13 protein-coding genes are annotated in these 16,249 nt (G+C 59.2%); 8 read left to right on the top strand and 5 right to left on the bottom strand.

What is annotated here, in order from left to right:
* Window position 1: 1 nt before the first annotated feature.
* Both mexE and D8U82_RS19455 read right to left on the bottom strand, forming a co-directional pair.
* Window positions 2-1,255: a multidrug efflux RND transporter periplasmic adaptor subunit MexE gene (gene mexE / locus D8U82_RS19460; protein ID WP_039761553.1), complete on the bottom strand. Its 1,254-nt coding sequence runs from the start codon at window positions 1,253-1,255 to the stop codon at window positions 2-4.
* Between the two features lie 278 nt (window positions 1,256-1,533).
* On the bottom strand, window positions 1,534-1,986 hold the full coding sequence (locus tag D8U82_RS19455) for a DUF805 domain-containing protein (protein ID WP_110600443.1): 453 nt from the start codon (window positions 1,984-1,986) through the stop codon (window positions 1,534-1,536).
* A gap of 310 nt (window positions 1,987-2,296) precedes the next feature.
* Here D8U82_RS19455 and gcvA point away from each other — a divergent pair, with 310 nt between their 5' ends.
* The 3 genes from gcvA (at window position 2,297) to D8U82_RS19440 (ending at window position 4,896) form a co-directional block, all read left to right on the top strand.
* Window positions 2,297-3,202: a transcriptional regulator GcvA gene (gcvA, locus tag D8U82_RS19450; protein ID WP_130902773.1), complete on the top strand. Its 906-nt coding sequence runs from the start codon at window positions 2,297-2,299 to the stop codon at window positions 3,200-3,202.
* Between the two features lie 75 nt (window positions 3,203-3,277).
* Window positions 3,278-4,105, top strand: coding sequence for a DMT family transporter (locus D8U82_RS19445; RefSeq protein WP_016774851.1), 828 nt, complete (start codon window positions 3,278-3,280; stop codon window positions 4,103-4,105).
* Between the two features lie 29 nt (window positions 4,106-4,134).
* Window positions 4,135-4,896, top strand: coding sequence for an SDR family oxidoreductase (locus tag D8U82_RS19440; protein ID WP_130902772.1), 762 nt, complete (start codon window positions 4,135-4,137; stop codon window positions 4,894-4,896).
* A gap of 7 nt (window positions 4,897-4,903) precedes the next feature.
* Here the strand turns inward: D8U82_RS19440 and D8U82_RS19435 are convergent, their stop codons facing one another.
* Window positions 4,904-5,818 (bottom strand): LysR family transcriptional regulator, encoded by a 915-nt coding sequence (locus D8U82_RS19435; RefSeq protein WP_016774850.1) that lies wholly within the window; start codon window positions 5,816-5,818, stop codon window positions 4,904-4,906.
* A gap of 270 nt (window positions 5,819-6,088) precedes the next feature.
* Between D8U82_RS19435 and D8U82_RS19430 the strand changes: the two genes are divergently transcribed.
* The 4 genes from D8U82_RS19430 to pgm all read left to right on the top strand — a co-directional run bounded on the left by D8U82_RS19430 (window position 6,089) and on the right by pgm (window position 12,333).
* Entirely contained in the window at window positions 6,089-7,111 is a 1,023-nt protein-coding gene (locus tag D8U82_RS19430; RefSeq protein ID WP_016774849.1) for a zinc-dependent alcohol dehydrogenase family protein, read from the top strand.
* Window positions 7,112-7,661: 550 nt separating this feature from the next.
* Window positions 7,662-9,128: a hypothetical protein gene (locus D8U82_RS19425; protein WP_130902771.1), complete on the top strand. Its 1,467-nt coding sequence runs from the start codon at window positions 7,662-7,664 to the stop codon at window positions 9,126-9,128.
* 49 nt (window positions 9,129-9,177) lie between these two features.
* A complete protein-coding gene (locus tag D8U82_RS19420; protein ID WP_016774847.1) occupies window positions 9,178-10,578 on the top strand; it encodes a PLP-dependent aminotransferase family protein in 1,401 nt (466 codons plus the stop codon).
* A 108-nt stretch (window positions 10,579-10,686) separates the two neighbouring features.
* Complete coding sequence (gene pgm / locus D8U82_RS19415) at window positions 10,687-12,333, top strand: phosphoglucomutase (alpha-D-glucose-1,6-bisphosphate-dependent) (RefSeq protein WP_095180093.1); 1,647 nt, start codon at window positions 10,687-10,689, stop codon at window positions 12,331-12,333.
* A 54-nt stretch (window positions 12,334-12,387) separates the two neighbouring features.
* Here pgm and D8U82_RS19410 read toward each other — a convergent pair whose 3' ends face one another.
* Window positions 12,388-13,083, bottom strand: coding sequence for a pirin family protein (locus D8U82_RS19410; RefSeq protein WP_016774845.1), 696 nt, complete (start codon window positions 13,081-13,083; stop codon window positions 12,388-12,390).
* Between the two features lie 257 nt (window positions 13,084-13,340).
* Here D8U82_RS19410 and D8U82_RS19405 point away from each other — a divergent pair, with 257 nt between their 5' ends.
* Window positions 13,341-15,821 (top strand): UvrD-helicase domain-containing protein, encoded by a 2,481-nt coding sequence (locus D8U82_RS19405; RefSeq protein ID WP_130902770.1) that lies wholly within the window; start codon window positions 13,341-13,343, stop codon window positions 15,819-15,821.
* A gap of 49 nt (window positions 15,822-15,870) precedes the next feature.
* Here the strand turns inward: D8U82_RS19405 and D8U82_RS19400 are convergent, their stop codons facing one another.
* Complete coding sequence (locus D8U82_RS19400; RefSeq protein WP_038862172.1) at window positions 15,871-16,143, bottom strand: DUF1652 domain-containing protein; 273 nt, start codon at window positions 16,141-16,143, stop codon at window positions 15,871-15,873.
* Window positions 16,144-16,249 lie beyond the last annotated feature (106 nt).

The following is a 16,249-nucleotide window of genomic DNA, read 5'->3' as shown; positions in this document are numbered from 1 at the left end:
CTTAACCGCGTGGGGTCGTAGCGGCCAGCTTCGCAGCCGAACCCGATGCGCCCTTGGCAGGGGCAACTTTGGGCAGGTTGCTGGCTTCCAGCGCTTGACGTTGTTGAGCGAGGGCGGCGAGGGTCTGCTCGCTGGCCATCGGAATCACTTCAGGGGTGACCGGTGAGCCAGGACGAACCCGTTGCAGACCCTTGACGATGATCGTGTCGTCCTTGTTCAGACCGTTGCGGACGATGCGCAGGCCTTCAATCTTCGGACCGAGTTCGACGGCGCGGTAGGCGGTCTTGTTGTCGCCATCCATCACCAGCACGAACTTCTTGCCCAGGTCAGTGCCCACGGCTTCGTCATTGATCAGCATGGCGTTGTAGGTGCCGCTGCCGACCAGCTTCAAGCGAGCGTAGAGGCCAGGGGTGTAGGTGCCGTCAGCGTTGTCGAAGACTGCGCGACCACGGATGGTGCCGGTTTTCGGATTGACCTGGTTGTCGACGAAGTTCATCTGGCCGAGGTGCGGGTTGCCGTCTTCGTTGGACAGGCCCATGTACACCGGTGTGGTGGCGCCGCGCTGACCGTTGCGGGCCAGTTGGGTGTATTTGAGGAACACGCGTTCGTCGGCGTCGAAGTAGGCGTAGACCTTGTCGGTGGAGACGACGCTGGTCAGCGCGGTGGTGTCGGCGGTCACCAGGTTGCCGGCAGTGATTTCGGCGCGGCTGACGCGGCCGCTGATCGGTGCGGTCACGCGGGTGAAGCTCAGATTCAGTTTGGCCAGGTCCAGTTGTGCCTGCAGGGCACCAACGGCGGCGCGGGCTTCTTGGGCGGCGCTGGTGCGCGAGTCGGCCAGTTCAGCGGAAATGGCGTTGCTGGTACGCAGGCGTTCGCCGCGAGCGGCTTCGTTTTCGCTGCGAGTGGCGGTGGCGCGGGCTTGAGCAACCAGAGCTTCGAGGCGGCGTACCTCGGCCTGGAACGGACGCGGGTCGATCTGGAACAGCAGGTCGCCTTTTTTGACCAGCGCGCCTTCGGTGAACGCGACCTGATCGATCTGGCCCGAAACCCGTGGGCGGATTTCAACGGTTTCCGGCGCTTCGAGGCGCCCGGTAAATTCGTCCCACTCGTTGACCGGTTGTTCCAGCACCTTGGCCACGCTGACTTTGGCAGCGGGCGGGGCGCCGGCAGTCTCCGGAGTTTTGCCGCAGGCGCTCATCACCAGTACGGCCAGCATGGCCAACGGGAAGCGCAAATGTTTGAGTGATTGTTCCATGGATGCAATCCGCCGAAGTATTGAAGATGGGCGGATGATGCTCGGCGCAGGTGTGATGGCACGAATCGAATGAAGCAAAGGTAACTATCATTCGGAATGATATAAGCGCCGAGGCAGCCCTCTAGCATGCACCTTTCGTTAGGGGGCTAACAATGTGTTTTCTTGCAAATCTGTCTTGCGTGACGAGCAATGATTGAGCAAGGCCTTTGTGAGAGGGGAGTCATATATATTAAGAAACGGCCATGAAGGCCGTTTCGATCCGCTATTGCGGCTATTGATCAGTTGAAGCCTTTGCGGTTGGCACCGAAGCGATTGGGGCCAGGCTGGCTGTCTTGCGCCAGAAACACGATGTTGACGATGGGCAGCAGAATCCACCAGCCGCTGCGGTCAGTGTCGTGCATGCGCCGTACGCCAACAGCGAGGCTCGGCAACAGCATTGCCAGGTTGTACAGGCTCTGCAAGGCGCCACCGGTCTTGAGCATGGCGTCGAAAACGCTCATGACAATAGCGATGCCCATGTTGATCAGAAAAAACATCCAGTATTCACGGCGCGTGGCGCGTCCGGTGAACACGGCATATTTCTTCAGTGCCTCTACGTATGGGTTGCCGCTCGCCATGATGGGGCCACTGGCAATGGAATGCAGTGGCGCTTGAGGTGCGCCGCATTGGGGGCATGCCAGTGCCAGAGTACTTATTTCCTTGGCGCAACCACGGCAGAAAACCAGGCTCATGTTTTTTTCCCTAAAAAATGGTCAGTCGAAAGACGGGACAGATACATCCCGGTGTTTTCGTTGGTGCAGATGTCGTCGCCAACGAGAGCAGAGACTGAATGCCCGACTCTCCACTGGCGGGGCGGCGGTAATCTAATCGTTACCATAAGGTTTGTCATCGGCTCTCGGCTTTCGATTTGTGGGTCTGCGGCTAAACCCAAACCCGATCGTCACCAAATCCACTTGGGGCCAGAGGCATACGAACGCATTTCGCTCTAACATGAGCTGATATTCATGCCGTCAGCTTCTGCCACCCCCGGAACTTTCATATATGCGAGACCTGCCCCCGACCGCGACCCTGCGGGCTTTCGAAGTGGCCACCCGGCACCCGACGTTCACGGCTGCCGCTCTAGAACTGCACGTAACCCAAAGCGCCGTCAGTCACCAGCTCCGGCACCTCGAAGAACTTTGGGGCTTGCAATTGTTCGAGCGCGGCAAGGCGTTACGCCTTACAACAGCGGGGGCGACGCTGGCGCCGATCGTGCGCGAGTTTTTCATGAGCCTTGAAGCAACGCTGGAGGATCTGCGCGAGCAAAAGGACAGGGTTCGCCTGACCGTCAGCACCACCTATTCGTTCGCGTTGAAGTGGCTGCTGCCACGCTTGCCGAACCTGTCGCGCCTGCACCCGGAGCTGTTGGTGTCGCTGGACACCACGGACAAGATCATCCACTTCGCCAATGGCGAAGCCGATGTCGCAATCCGCTTGGGCAAGGGCAATTACTCCGGCCTGTATTCAGAGTTCCTGTTCGGCGAACAGGTGTTTCCCGTGGCCAGCCCCGAACTGCTGCAGCGCGTCGGCAGGCCGGGCAGTCCCGCGGAGTTGCTGCAGATGCCGTTACTTATCCGCGACGGCGCCGAGTTGGCGCCGAAATGGGAGGTGTGGTTTGAGTCCGTCGGGCTGGAGTTTTTACCGCTGCGCGAAAGCGTCAGGTTTGGCGACACCAACATGACGGTGGAAGCTGCGTTGCTCGGCCAGGGTGTGGCGCTGGTGCGCAGCGGCCATGTCGAAAACGAAATCGCCGATGGCCGTCTGGTGAGGCTGTTCGATGTGCCGTTCACTTCGCCTTTGGCCTACTATCTCGTCTGCCCCAAAGGCATCGAAGCCCAGGCACACATTCTCAGTTTTCGTGACTGGTTGCTCAGTGAAGCATTGAAGGTGCAGAACCCCCAGCGCTGAAGCATGAGCTTTTGCTCATGCTGCAATGAGGAAACTTCGCTGTAATGCCAATGCCCGAGATGCCTAGAATGCCGCATGCCAATCCATCTCGTACTCCTCGTTCTGTTCGCCGCGCTCCTGCACGCCAGCTGGAACGCGCTGCTGCGCGGCGGTGCCGATCGGCTCTGGTCGATGACAATAATGTGCGTGGCCATCGCCATCGTCTGCCTCATTGCCACCTTTTTTATGGCCGCGCCTGCACCTGAGAGCTGGGGGTATGCGCTGCTTTCGGCACTGCTGCATGTCGGCTACAACCTGTTCCTGGTACGCAGCTATCGGGTCGGCGATCTAGGGCAGATCTATCCGATTTCCCGCGGCTCGTCACCGGCGCTGATCACCCTTGGCGCCGCGCTGTTTGCCGGCGAAACCATTACTCCCGCTGAGCTGCTCGGCATCGGTCTGGTATCCGGCGGAATCATTTCCCTGGCCTTTCGCGGGCGCAGCCTGTCGGTGCCGAGCCTGCCGTATGCGCTGGGCACCGGTTGTTTCATCGCCGCCTACAGCGTCGTCGATGGCATTGGCGCCAGGCTTTCCGGTGCGCCGCTCGCGTACACGGTGTGGATGAGCGCCCTGTGGGGCGTGCTGATGCCGCTGGTGTATATCGGCCTGCGCGATGCTCGCAGTCTGTTTTCCGTACGGCCCGGAATGCTCGCCGCAGTGGGCGGCGGACTGGTCTCGTTGCTGGCCTACGCAATCGTTATCTACGCCATGAACGAAGCGCCGCTGGGCGCGGTGTCGGCCTTGCGCGAAACCAGCGTGTTGTTTGCCGCATTGCTCGGCTATTTGTTCCTCGGTGAAAAGCTCACCGTCCGCAGGATGCTGGCGTGCGTGGTCATCGCCAGCGGCGCCATCATCATCGGCTGACACAGCCCAACTGCTCAGGAGAACGTCGCATGGATAACGTTTCGCAGGCCCCGCTGATTCTGATCACCGGCGGCAGTCGCGGAGTCGGCGCCGCCACCGCCCGATTCGCTGCCGCGCAAGGCTACGACGTTGCCATCAGCTACGTTGCCAACGAGTCCGCCGCTCTTGAGGTGGTGGCGGATATCGAAGCGTTGGGGCGCAAGGGCCTCGCGCTGCGTGCTGACAGTGCTGACCCCGGGCAGGTTGCTGAACTGTTCTCGGCCCTCGATCGCTCATTTGGACGGATCGATGTTCTGGTCAATAACGCTGGCGTTCTGGCAAAACAGTCACGCATGGAGGACCTGAGCTTTGAACGCATGCAGCGCATCTTCGCGGTCAATGCTCTGGGACCGATCCTGTGCGCGCAGCAAGCGGTGAAGCGCATGGCTTATCGGCACGGCGGCACAGGTGGGGCAGTGATCAACGTTTCTTCTGCCTCGGCGCGCCTGGGCAGCCCGAATGAATACGTTGACTACGCAGCATCGAAAGGCGCGCTGGAAACTTTCACCGTCGGCTTTGCCAAAGAAGTCGCGCGCGCGGGTATTCGGGTCAACTGCATTCGCCCGGGGCACATCTATACCGACATGCACGCCAGCGGCGGCGAACCGGGGCGGGTGGATCGCGTGAAGGACACGATCCCGATGGGGCGGGGCGGTCAGCCGGAAGAGGTGGCGCGGGCCATCTTGTGGCTGGCCAGCGCGGAGGCCTCCTTTGTCACGGGTACTTTTCTGGATGTGTCTGGCGGCAAGTAAGTCCGGGCTACAGGCTATCCGGATCGCCAAAAAACATCTGAATCCGCGACCTCAACCACCGCTCTCCCGGGTCGTTATCCTGCGAGCCACGCCATGCCATGTGCAATTCGAAGGTCCGCGTCGGCAGCGGTGGATCTTCAGCCCGCAGACCGCCGGCTGCCGTCAGTGCCTCAGCCGTGTAATCCGGCACGGTCGCGACGATATCGGTGCCCGCCAGCAGCGTGCCGAGTCCGTTGAACTGTGGCACCGCCAGCACCACGTGCCGTTTGCGTCCGAGTTTTTCCAGTTCTTCATCGACGAAACCACTGAGGTCGCCAGCGAACGACACCAGTGCGTGCGGTCGGGCGCAGTAGTCGTCGAGGCTCAACGGCCCCGGCACGGTGTCGGCGCGCAGCAGCTTCGGTGCGCTGCGGCGCAGGACCTTGCGCTTGGCGTTGGCTGGCAGGTCGGTGGTGTAGCTGACGCCGATGGAAATCTCGCCGGAGGCCAGCAGGCCAGGCATCAAGATGTAGTTGACCCGCCGCACCACGAGGACGATGCCTGGTGCTTCGGCGCGCAGGCGCTTGAGCAGCATGGGCAGCAGGGCGAATTCGACGTCGTCGGATAATCCAATGCGGAACACCGACGTGCTGGTCGCCGGATCGAAATCGGCGGCACGACTGACGGCGGTCGAGATCGAATCAAGGGCGGGCGAGAGCAGGGCGAAGATTTCCACCGCGCGGGCGGACGGCTCCATGCTGCGGCCGGTGCGGACAAACAAGGGATCGTCAAACAGGCTGCGCAGGCGCGACAAGGCCGCACTGATAGCCGGTTGGCCGAGGAACAATTTTTCCGCGGCCCGAGTCACACTGCGTTCGTGCATCAATGTTTCGAACACGATCAGCAGGTTCAGGTCGACACGACGCAGGTCATTACGATTCATCTGGAGTCCTGGCAGAGTCATCAAACTTGACGAGGGCGACCATATGAGAACAATGGCCGGCATGAATCTTACGGGGAAAGGCTGGTACTCTGCACCGGAAAATTCAGCTTTACTGCGACGGTGGCAGGCCTTTTTTCATGGATTTTGCCAATGCCGCCCTTGATGCGGAATCAATGACAGGCATGTCGACTATTAATAGCCACTGATGGTCTTGGGTCCAAAGCCCAGATAGAGTTCATGGCATTAGAGGTTACTTTGACGAGGTTTGCGATGTCCCGCACGATCCGTTTTCACAAGTTTGGTCCGGCCGAGGTGCTCAAATGCGAAGAGCATGCGGCTGCTCAGCCAGGTCCTGGCGAAGTGCAGGTGCGTGTCGAGGCAATCGGCATCAGTTGGTACGACACCCTGTGGCGCCAGAATCTCGCGTCGTCCCAGGCACGTCTTCCCTCGGGCCTCGGTCATGAAATGGCTGGTGTGGTCACTGCGGTGGGCGCTGATGTCGACGACCTGTCCGTCGGCGACAAAGTGGCCAGTTTTCCAGCGGAAAGCCCGAACGACTATCCGGTGTACGGCGAGTCGATCGTCCTGCCGCGCACCGCGCTGACCCGTTATCCCGATGTGCTCAGCCCGATCGAAGCGAGTGTGCATTACACGCCGCTGCTGATCGCCTACTTCGCTTATGCCGATCTGGCGCGGGTCAAACCGGGTCAATTTGCCCTGGTGACTGACGCCAGCCACTGCGCCGGCCCGTCGTTTGTGCAATTGGGCAAAGCGCTGGGTGTGCGAGTGATCGCCGCGACCAAATCGGCGGAGGAGCGGGAGTACCTGCTGTCCCTCGGTGCGGAGAAGGTCATCGTCACCGAAGAGGAAGATCTGTTGATGCGCATCAACAAGATCACCGACAACCGCGGCGTCGATGTGGTGTTCGATGGTCTTGGCGGCCCGCAGATGTCATTGCTCGGCGATGTGCTGGCACCACGCGGCAGTCTGGTGCTGTACGGCTTGCAAGGTGGTAACCAGACCCCGTTCCCGGCGTGTGCGGCGTTTCAGAAGAACATCCAGTTCTTTGTGCACTGCATCGGCAACTTCACCGGCAAGCCGGAGCTGGGCATTGTCCAGGACCACGTCGCTCTGCAGCGTGCTTTGCGTGACATCAACCAGTTGACCGCTGACCGCGTGCTCCTGCCGCTCAAGACGCGTGTATTCGCGTTCAACGAGTTCGTCGAAGCGCATCGCTACATGGACGAATGCCCATGCCGCGAGCGAGTGGCCCTGCAAGTGGAAACCGCGTAAATCCGCTCATCAGAGTCCGTGGCCGCCACGGACTCTTTTCTGTTTAGATCCTCCGCTGTCAGTAAACCCTTCCCGATATCGAAGCATCGGCCCTTCAGCAACTGAACTGGTTTTTGCCTTCGATCTGTATCTTCTAATCACACTATAAGCACTGATAATTGAATGATTACTTTCATCTCAAGGAATGAGCTATGGCTGTGCATTCAATTTGTCCAAGGCAATATCAAATGGCTGGCTCGGCTGGCTTCGCCAATTTCTGTTTAATTGCTGTAGGGCGTTTCGGAAGTTGCTTCTCCTTTTCTTGTAATGATTTGTCGTGGGACGTTGTGGGAAGTTTCCTCAGATCATTTTCGAATGGCGAAAGCCCAATGAATACGGGTGGTTGAACGTGACGCTTGGCATCTGGATGGCTTTATTCAGGTGAAGTGTTTCAAATAACTACAACTTTGTAAGTGTTAGCATTTCAGCGTCTATTACTTATTGATCCAATTGCCGCGCGCCCATTGTCATGTCTGCGCGGCATGAAACTTTTGATACCGGGTAAATACCGATGAGCACGATCCATGATCAGGCAATGAACTATGTCTATCAGCAAGTATTGCAGCGTCTGCTGAGTTTCTTTTCCCGAGCCGAGCGTACGGCATTGCAGTTGTTGATACAGCGCCTGGTGGTGGCCGCAGGCGGCATGGAAAACATTGGGCAATTCAAGGTGCTGGTGCCTCAGTCCGGCCTGCGTGACGGCTGCTACACCCTGGCCTTGCTCCGGGCTGCGCAGTTGACCATTGCCGGACGTGCTCCGGCAACCTTCCAGTTGCGTGTGGCTTCCCTGCGCTGGAGTGGCGACAGCCCGCTCGCCCTGCAAAACCTGCATCGCAGCTACAGCGCGCTGTTTCTTTATGACGATCCGCGGGTCGAGGTGCTGATGGTGGATAACCGCGAAGTGCTGCCGTTCGACCATCGCACGCCTGTGAGCAACGAAGGGCGTGAGGCCAGTCGCGTCAATCTGCTGCTGGTCGGGCACTGTCGCACCTGGCTGGAAACGCCTGAATTATGGGATGACGCCTATCTGGCGACGGCCGAGTACTACAGCCAGATCGCCCGCTGGAACAATGGTGTCGACGCCATGATCAGCACTGAAACCAAAGGCAGTCAGCAGCATTTCCTCGAAGGCCTGAACCGTGCAATGCAGCGAGTGGCAATAACCGGTCCAGAACTGGCCAGTGCGGGATTCGAAGCGCTTTTTCCGCTGCTCGACGGGCTCGGTGATGATTTTTACCGCGAGCTGCGCGCAGATGATGACCGGATAGCGTGGCGCCCGGAAGGTGAGTTCGAAGCCTGCCGGCGCACCAGTTTTATCGACATCAACGACATGATGGTCGGCAAGATCGAGGATCGCTGGCCGCTGCTGGGCGAATTTCTCGGTTATGAACCTGACGATTTGGCGCTGTACCAGGGCGAAGCGGTATTCGCTGACCCTCTGATCTCGGCGCACGTGCGAGGTTTGTACGCACGCTTCATCGAGGGGCGCGCCTATGAGGCGGGTATCGACGATTATGTTCGTCACACGCTGGCCGACATGCGGCGAAAACAGGTCGCCGAATCTGTCTGCGAGCACTTGCTGGCCAGCTATGACAATGCCGGCGGGCCAGAGCAGCTGCGGGCGCTTGCCGAGGATTACCTCATCAATGGTTTCGGATTGAGCGAAACGCAGCTGGTGTGCCTGCTGTTTGCACCGTTCATCGACAACGGCAAAGGTCTCGAGCGGTTCCTGCGCAACTGTCATCCCGGCATGCTGGTCGCGATGCCTGACCTGCACCGCGCCATGCAAGGCTTGCACGCGCCGGAGCAGGTTTTGAAGTGGATAACGGAAGTGAGCGGGTTGCCGGTCAGGTTGGTGATCCGCCTCTATGCGACGGGCCCTGTGCAGATTCATGCGCCCACGCAATTAGCCTCGGAGAGCGCGTCTGAGGATCAGGCGGGTTCGGCCTCGTCATTCGAGCGGTCGACGGAACGCTGACGGTGAGCCGGAGCCTGAGTTGTGAACCGATATCTACGGAAATGAGGGTGTGAAAAGCGCGCGGGACAACGACTTTGTTTATCAGGCAGTTTATCGATATCTGACCACGCTGATTGATGACGCCGGAGGTGGTACGGCGGTACGCATGCCTTCCTTGCGACAACTGGCGGATCGACTGAATGTCTCCATTTCAACGGTGCAGTACGCCTATTCGCTTCTGGAGAAGGAAGGTCGAGTCTATTCGATAGCCAAGTCAGGGTATTACGCGCAAGCGCTGTTCAGCATGGATGCGCCCGGCAACGGCAATGATCTGCTGGAGACCGTGTACGTCAACGCCAGACGTCCCGGAATGTGTGTGTTGAGCGCCGACGAACCGGCCTCGCTGCAACCGCTGGACAGTCCGTTGTTGACGTTGGAACGTGAGCTTCTGCGCCAATATCCGCGTCAGCTACAGACATTCGTGCAACCTTGCGGAGAGCTGGAGTTGCGGGTTGCCCTGGCAGCGCGGTACACGAGTTCGACAGAGCATTTCTGGCATGCCGATGACATCTATATCGGTGCTGATCTGCGCGGGGTCCTGGAAATTCTGATTTCGGTGCTCGAATTGCGTCACGCCAGCGTAATTGTCGAATCACCGTGCGACTGGGTGATATTGCGTCTGCTCGAGTCGTGCGGGGTGCGCGTGATCGAATGGCCATTGCTGGCCGAAGGCGTGCTTGATCTGTCGGTACTGCAATCGCTGCTGGAGAACGAGCCAGTACGTCTGGTTCTTTTGTCTTCAGTGCTGAGCATGCCCCACGGCAAGGGTTTCACCCATGAGCGTCAGCAGGCCGCCGCGCAGTTGCTCAATCAACATGGCGTCTGGGTACTGGAAAACGACTGCTACAGCGAGCTTGACGAGCGCAATGATTCACAGCGTTTGCGCAGTTGGCTTGATCCTGAGCGTCTGCTGGTGTTTTCCACTTTCGAGAAATTCATCGGCGCTGAAGCGCCATTCGGCTTTGTCCTGTCGCGTCATTGGCGTGAGGCGCTGCAACGCCATTTTCTGCTGCGCGCATTTCGCTTGTCGCCAATCCGCCAAAAGGCGATTGCCCGGTTGTTGAATGGCGGGCGGCTTGATCAGCATTTATCTGTGCTGCGGCGAATGCTGGGTGAGCGGCGAGCCGTGTTGATCCAGGTTCTGCACGAACGTTTGGGCGATACGCTGCAGATAGTCGAGCCGCAGGGCGGGGCGACGGTGTGGGTACGTTCGTTACGGCCGGTCGACATGGCGAATGTGTTCCGTCGCCTGCTCAAGCAACAGATCATCGTGGCCCCCGGCGAGCTGTTCAGCCTGCAAGGTCTGCATGCGGATCATCTGCGGATAAGCGCGTTGCACCACGGCGAGCGGGATCTGCCGAGTGTCATCGGCTTGCTCGGTGATGCCTTGCGCCTGTCGCCCGGTCAATAACGTTAAAAAACATCGGGCGAGTTTCGGATACATCCCGTCGCACAGTGGTCAAACTGCCAGTAAACTGCGCTGCATTTCCTGAACCACTCCGATTTCAGAGGTTTTTGCATGACACTCAGTCCTTTTGCGGGCAAACCGGCACCGGCAGAACTGTTGGTCGATATCCCGCGACTGGTTACGGCCTATTACACCGGCCAGCCTGATGCATCGATTTCTACCCAGCGAGTGGCGTTCGGCACCTCCGGCCACCGCGGCAGTTCGTTCGATTTGAGTTTCAACGAATGGCATGTTCTGGCCATCAGCCAGGCGATCTGCCTGTATCGCGAAGCCCAGGGCATCACCGGCCCGCTGTTCGTCGGCATCGACACCCATGCATTGTCGACCCCGGCCGGCGCCAGCGCGCTGGAAGTCCTCGCCGCCAACGGCGTCACCGTGATGATCGCCGAAGGCGATGAGTACACGCCGACCCCGGCAGTTTCTCACGCCATTCTCTGCTACAACCGCGGCCGTACCTCTGGCCTGGCGGACGGTATCGTCATCACGCCGTCGCACAACCCGCCACAGAGCGGTGGCTACAAATACAACCCAACCAACGGTGGCCCGGCCGATACCCACATCACCAAGTGGATCGAAGCCAAGGCCAACGAGCTGCTGGCGAACAAACTGGCCGGGGTCAAACGCATCAGCTACGAGCAAGCGCTCAAGGCCAGCACGACCCATCGTCACGATTACTTGAACACCTATGTCGCCGACCTGATCAACGTCATCGACTTCGATGCCATCCGCGACGCCAAGCTGCGTCTGGGTGTCGATCCGTTGGGCGGAGCAGGGGTGCGCTACTGGTCGGCCATCGCCGAACACTACCGTCTCGACCTGGAAGTGGTGAATAAACAGGTCGATTCAACGTTCCGTTTCATGACCGTCGACTGGGACGGCCAGATCCGTATGGACCCGTCGTCCAGCCACGCGATGCAGGGCCTGATTGGCCTGAAAGAGCGCTTCGACGTGGCGTTTGCCTGCGACCCGGATCATGACCGCCACGGTATCGTCACGCCGTCCGGTGGTTTGCTCGCGCCGAACAACTATCTGGCGGTATCCATCGACTATTTGTTCCAGAACCGTCCGCAATGGCGCGCCGATGCCGCTGTCGGCAAAACCGTGGTCAGCAGCGGTTTGATCGACCGCGTGGCCAAGCGCCTGGGCCGTCGCCTGTACGAAGTGCCGGTCGGTTTCAAATGGTTCGCCGATGGCCTGTTTGATGGCTCGCTGGGTTTTGGCGGTGAAGAAAGTGCTGGCGCGTCGTTCCTGCGCAAGGACGGCGGCGTGTGGAGCACTGACAAGGATGGCCTGATTCCAGCCTTGCTCGCCGCCGAAATGACGGCGCGCACCGGGCGCGATCCAAGCCAGGCCTACCGCGCCCTGACCGACGAACTGGGCGAACCGTTCTCGGTACGCGTCGACGCCAAGGCCAACCCTGAGCAAAAGGCACTGCTGAGCAAGCTGGCGCCGGAACAGGTCACCTCGACCGAGCTGGCAGGCGAGAAGATCCAGAGCATCCTCAGCCATGCACCGGGCAACGATCAAGCCATTGGCGGTCTGAAAGTCATGACCGAAAACGGCTGGTTCGCCGCGCGTCCTTCGGGCACTGAAGACATCTACAAGATCTACGCCGAAAGCTTCCTCGGCGACGACCACCTCAAGCAACTGGTGGCCGAGGCGCAAACTCTGGTAGACGGCGCCATTTCCAGCAAATGATGCGCACATGAAAAAGGGCAACCGTACTGGTTGCCCTTTTTTATTGCCTGCAGATCAAGCCAGGTCGACCAGTACGATTTCGCTGTCCTCGATCGCCGTGACCGTCAGCACTTGCTCATGGGCCACCGCCACGCCGTCACGCGCCTGCGCGCGCAGCCCGTTGACCTCGATCACGCCGGTGGCCGGCACCAGATAGGCGCGACGCCCTTCATCCAGTCGGTATTCAGCGGTTTCACCGGCCTTGATGTTCGCCGCCACCAGACGTGCATTGGCACGAATGTGCAGGCTCTCATCGTCGCCGTCCTTGCCGCTGGCCAGCGTCACAAAACCTTCGCGCTCGCCTTTGGGAAACGGCTTGGCGCCCCACGACGGCGGCGCACCGGTTTCGGTCGGCAGAATCCAGATCTGGAAGATCTTGGTTTCCTTGTCTTCCAGGTTGTACTCGCTGTGAGCAATGCCGGTGCCAGCGCTCATCACTTGTACGTCGCCAGCTTCGGTGCGGCCCTTGTTGCCGAGGTTGTCCTGGTGCGTGATGGCACCTTCGCGCACGTAGGTGATGATTTCCATGTCGCGGTGCGGATGCTGCGGGAAACCGGTTCCTGCGGCGATGATGTCGTCGTTCCACACGCGCAGGTTGCCCCAGCTCATCCGCTGCGGATCGTAGTATTCGGCAAAGGAAAAGTGGTGGTGCGCGTCCAGCCAGCCATGATGGGCGCCGCCCAGCGAGCTGAAGGGTCTGAGTTCAAGCATGATCGTCTCCTAATAAGGGTCGTCAGGGGGCGGGCCCCGTGGTTGATGACGGCGATCATCTATCAGGCAATCATCGATAAAAAGCGCAAAAACTGCCGCATCATGATCAGGTTATTTGATGGGAATGCGCCTCGACATCGTCTCATCCGACTTTCAATTCGTCGCCTAAACAGATGACCTGTAAGCATTTCGCTAGAACTCATCAGCAAATCCAGACACCATAGCCGCCACAGCCTCACACCCTGGAGTCCGTCAGCGTGGCGCAACACATCCCCGATCTTCCCCCTGAACTTCGTCCACTGGCCGAGATGCCCTGGTTCAAACGTCTGGCCGCGCGATTCTTTGGTCACGGGTTGACCAAGCTGCGCGCCCAGCACCGGGCGTCGTGGCTGCACGGGCAAGCCGACGGATTTCGCAGTGGCCACACCGCTGGCGTCGAATACGGTTTCAAGGAGGGCAAGCTTGAGGGGTTGGAGGAAGGCCGCCAGGTTCTGCTGATTCGCGACAGCCGCAACACCGAACATCGGCCGCCCAGCGTCGATAACCACCTGTTCGATGACTGGCGCTTGCCGCTGACGGCGGAACTGAAGAAGCGCATCAAGGCTGACGTCGCCCGTTTGCTTCCGGCTCACGCCCAGCCCAGCGCTGCGCAGTGGAAGATGATCTTCAGCGATACGCCGTCCACCTCGGTGGTGGCCGGTGCCGGCGCCGGCAAGTCGACCACGCTGGTACTGCGCATTCTGTTGCTCAGCCATTATCTGGGTTTTGAGCTGGATTCGATGACCGTGGTGACCTTCACCCGCGAATCGCGTAAGGACTTCATCAACAAACTCATCGAAATCTTTACGCTGTGGGGGCAGCCGCTGAACCTCAAGCAGGCCCGCGAGCTGGTCAGAACCTTCCACTCACGCATCCTGCCGATGGTCCGCAGCCTGCCGGGTTTCGAGCGTTTGCAGGCCTTCGAGAACCTCAGCGATCGCCCGCAAAGCGGCGCAGAGGAAGTCGACAGCAATCCGTTTGACCTGCGCATCAATGACGCGCAGCGCCAGCAACTTAATGCTTGTTATCACCGGCTGTTCAACGACGATGAGCGTTTCCGCCAGTTGATCCAGCCGCTGTCCCGCGCGGGTTTGCAATTAAAGGAACTGGAACGCGATCACCCCGATGTGCAGAAACGCATGGCGGTCACCGAACTGGCGGCCAAGCGCGATGAAGAGCTCTGCGATGTGATTGAGGATCTGTGGTTTCGCGCAGGGGCGTGGCCGATCAAAGGCATCGAACCGAATCGGCAGGCCTTCGAAATCAATGGTTCGAAGTTCCACGCTCACGGCTATATTCCCAGCCTCGATGCCTGGGTGGTGCTCGGCTTTGATCCCAGGGAAAACGCCCAGCTGACCCGACCCAACGCCAAGCTGAGTGTCCGTGCAGAGTGGGCGGTCAAGCGCACCCTGTTTCAAGCTTTCTGCCGTAAGCCATTGATATGGCTGGATAGTTACGAGTCATCCAGGCGCGTTCTTGCGACGTTGGCCGGAGATGCCAGCGCCGGTCCAGGCTTTGATTACAAGGTCAAAGGCGAGCTGGCATCGGCGCCATTGCTGGATTGTTTTGTCGCCGCAGCAGGCTTTATCGAAAACCTCGGCCTGGATGTACCAGACGCGGTCAGTCGGATGAGCTTCGCCAAGGACGATCCCGATCGCTTTTTCTTTGAAGCCCTGAGCCTGTTCTGGCGCGCATTTGAAGATCACTTGCTGGATCAGAAGCCGCCAGTGATGACCTACAACCGCATGTTCGCGCTGTTCAGCGAGCACTCGCCGGAAAACCTCAAGCTGCTCAGCGATGAGTTGCTGCGGCCTATGGCGCATTTGATGATCGATGAGTTCCAGGACGTATCGCCGCAGATCGTTTCGTGGATTCGCGCCAGCCTCAATGAAATCCGCAGCCGTGGCCCGGCCATGCACGTTGGGCGAGGGGCGCAGCGTTCGTCGCTATTGTGTGTTGGCGATGACTGGCAGTCGATTTACGGTTGGCGCGGCAGCTCACCGAGCTACTTCATGGAGTTCAACAAGGAATTTCCTTCACCGAGCACCACAAGAGTGATGCTCAGTGACAACTATCGCAGCCATCAGCACATCATCGACGCCGCCGAACACATTGTCCGTGCAGCGCCGGCAATCGCAGGCAAGAAGGCCAAGGCCAGTGGTGAGCCCAAGCCGCTTCACCCGGTCAACGTGCTTGAGCGGGACGATGAAGCATTGGGTCAGCGCTTGGCCGAGCATTATCGGCGCGGCGATTCAATCTTGATGCTTTATCGAAAAAGCAGCGATAAGTTATTGATAGAGCAGCATATTCAGCCTGTACTTAATGTAGATTCGAGCTTGCCCTATGACGCGCGGCGGCTGAAGCAACTGACCTATCACAGCGCCAAAGGCTTGCAGGCTGATGCAGTATTCCTGCTGGGTGATTGCCAGCATCTGACCAGTTCTCCGTACAAGAATCAGGTCTATCGCATGGCGGGATTGGGCAAAAGCGGCGACAGCGAGCCTTATGACACTGCGCAAAAGGACGAAATCCTGCGCCTTGCCTACGTCGGTATCACACGCGCCGTCAGTCATTGCTACTGGTATGTCGAATCGCAGGAAACCCAAGCGGTAAACATGCCGAGGGCGTCGGATCGAGTCGCCAAGGGCAAACCCTTCTTCGTCGACCATCGACGCGAAAAGGAAAAGACCAGCGCCTGACCCATAAAAAGCCCGCATCGCTGCGGGCTTTTTGTTTTAAATCAGGTGTTTATGCGTAGTTCTTGAGAGATTCCGGAGGAGTGAAGGCTTCCAGCTCATCCTCGATGGCTTCGATCATGCGCTCGACGTCCGCCGCGTTCATCACCGTTGCGCAGGGAATGCCGGCGATGGCGATCATGGTTTCGCCGCTGGCCCGATCGAAAAGACGGGCGATCATGCTGCCCGGCGCATCCATCGTCGCCTCGAAACCCATGGGATGAAAATGCCAGCGCATCAGCTGGCAAGCGTTTGGAAAGGTGACTTTGCTGAACCCTTTATTCATGGTGTTGCCCGCCTGCTTCATCGAGCGCTTCCTTTTGCTCATGTTAGGTGGGAAGAGCCTTCATTGGCTCAACCAGTGCTTGAGCTTTAAAAGTAGCATCCGTGTG

It is taken from the genome of Pseudomonas sp. Sample_23, assembly GCF_004307595.1.
GTDB classification, from domain to species: Bacteria; Pseudomonadota; Gammaproteobacteria; order Pseudomonadales; family Pseudomonadaceae; genus Aquipseudomonas; species Aquipseudomonas atacamensis.
The sequence above is the reverse complement of the archived record's forward strand: the minus strand, read 5'-3'. Positions and strand labels throughout refer to the sequence as shown.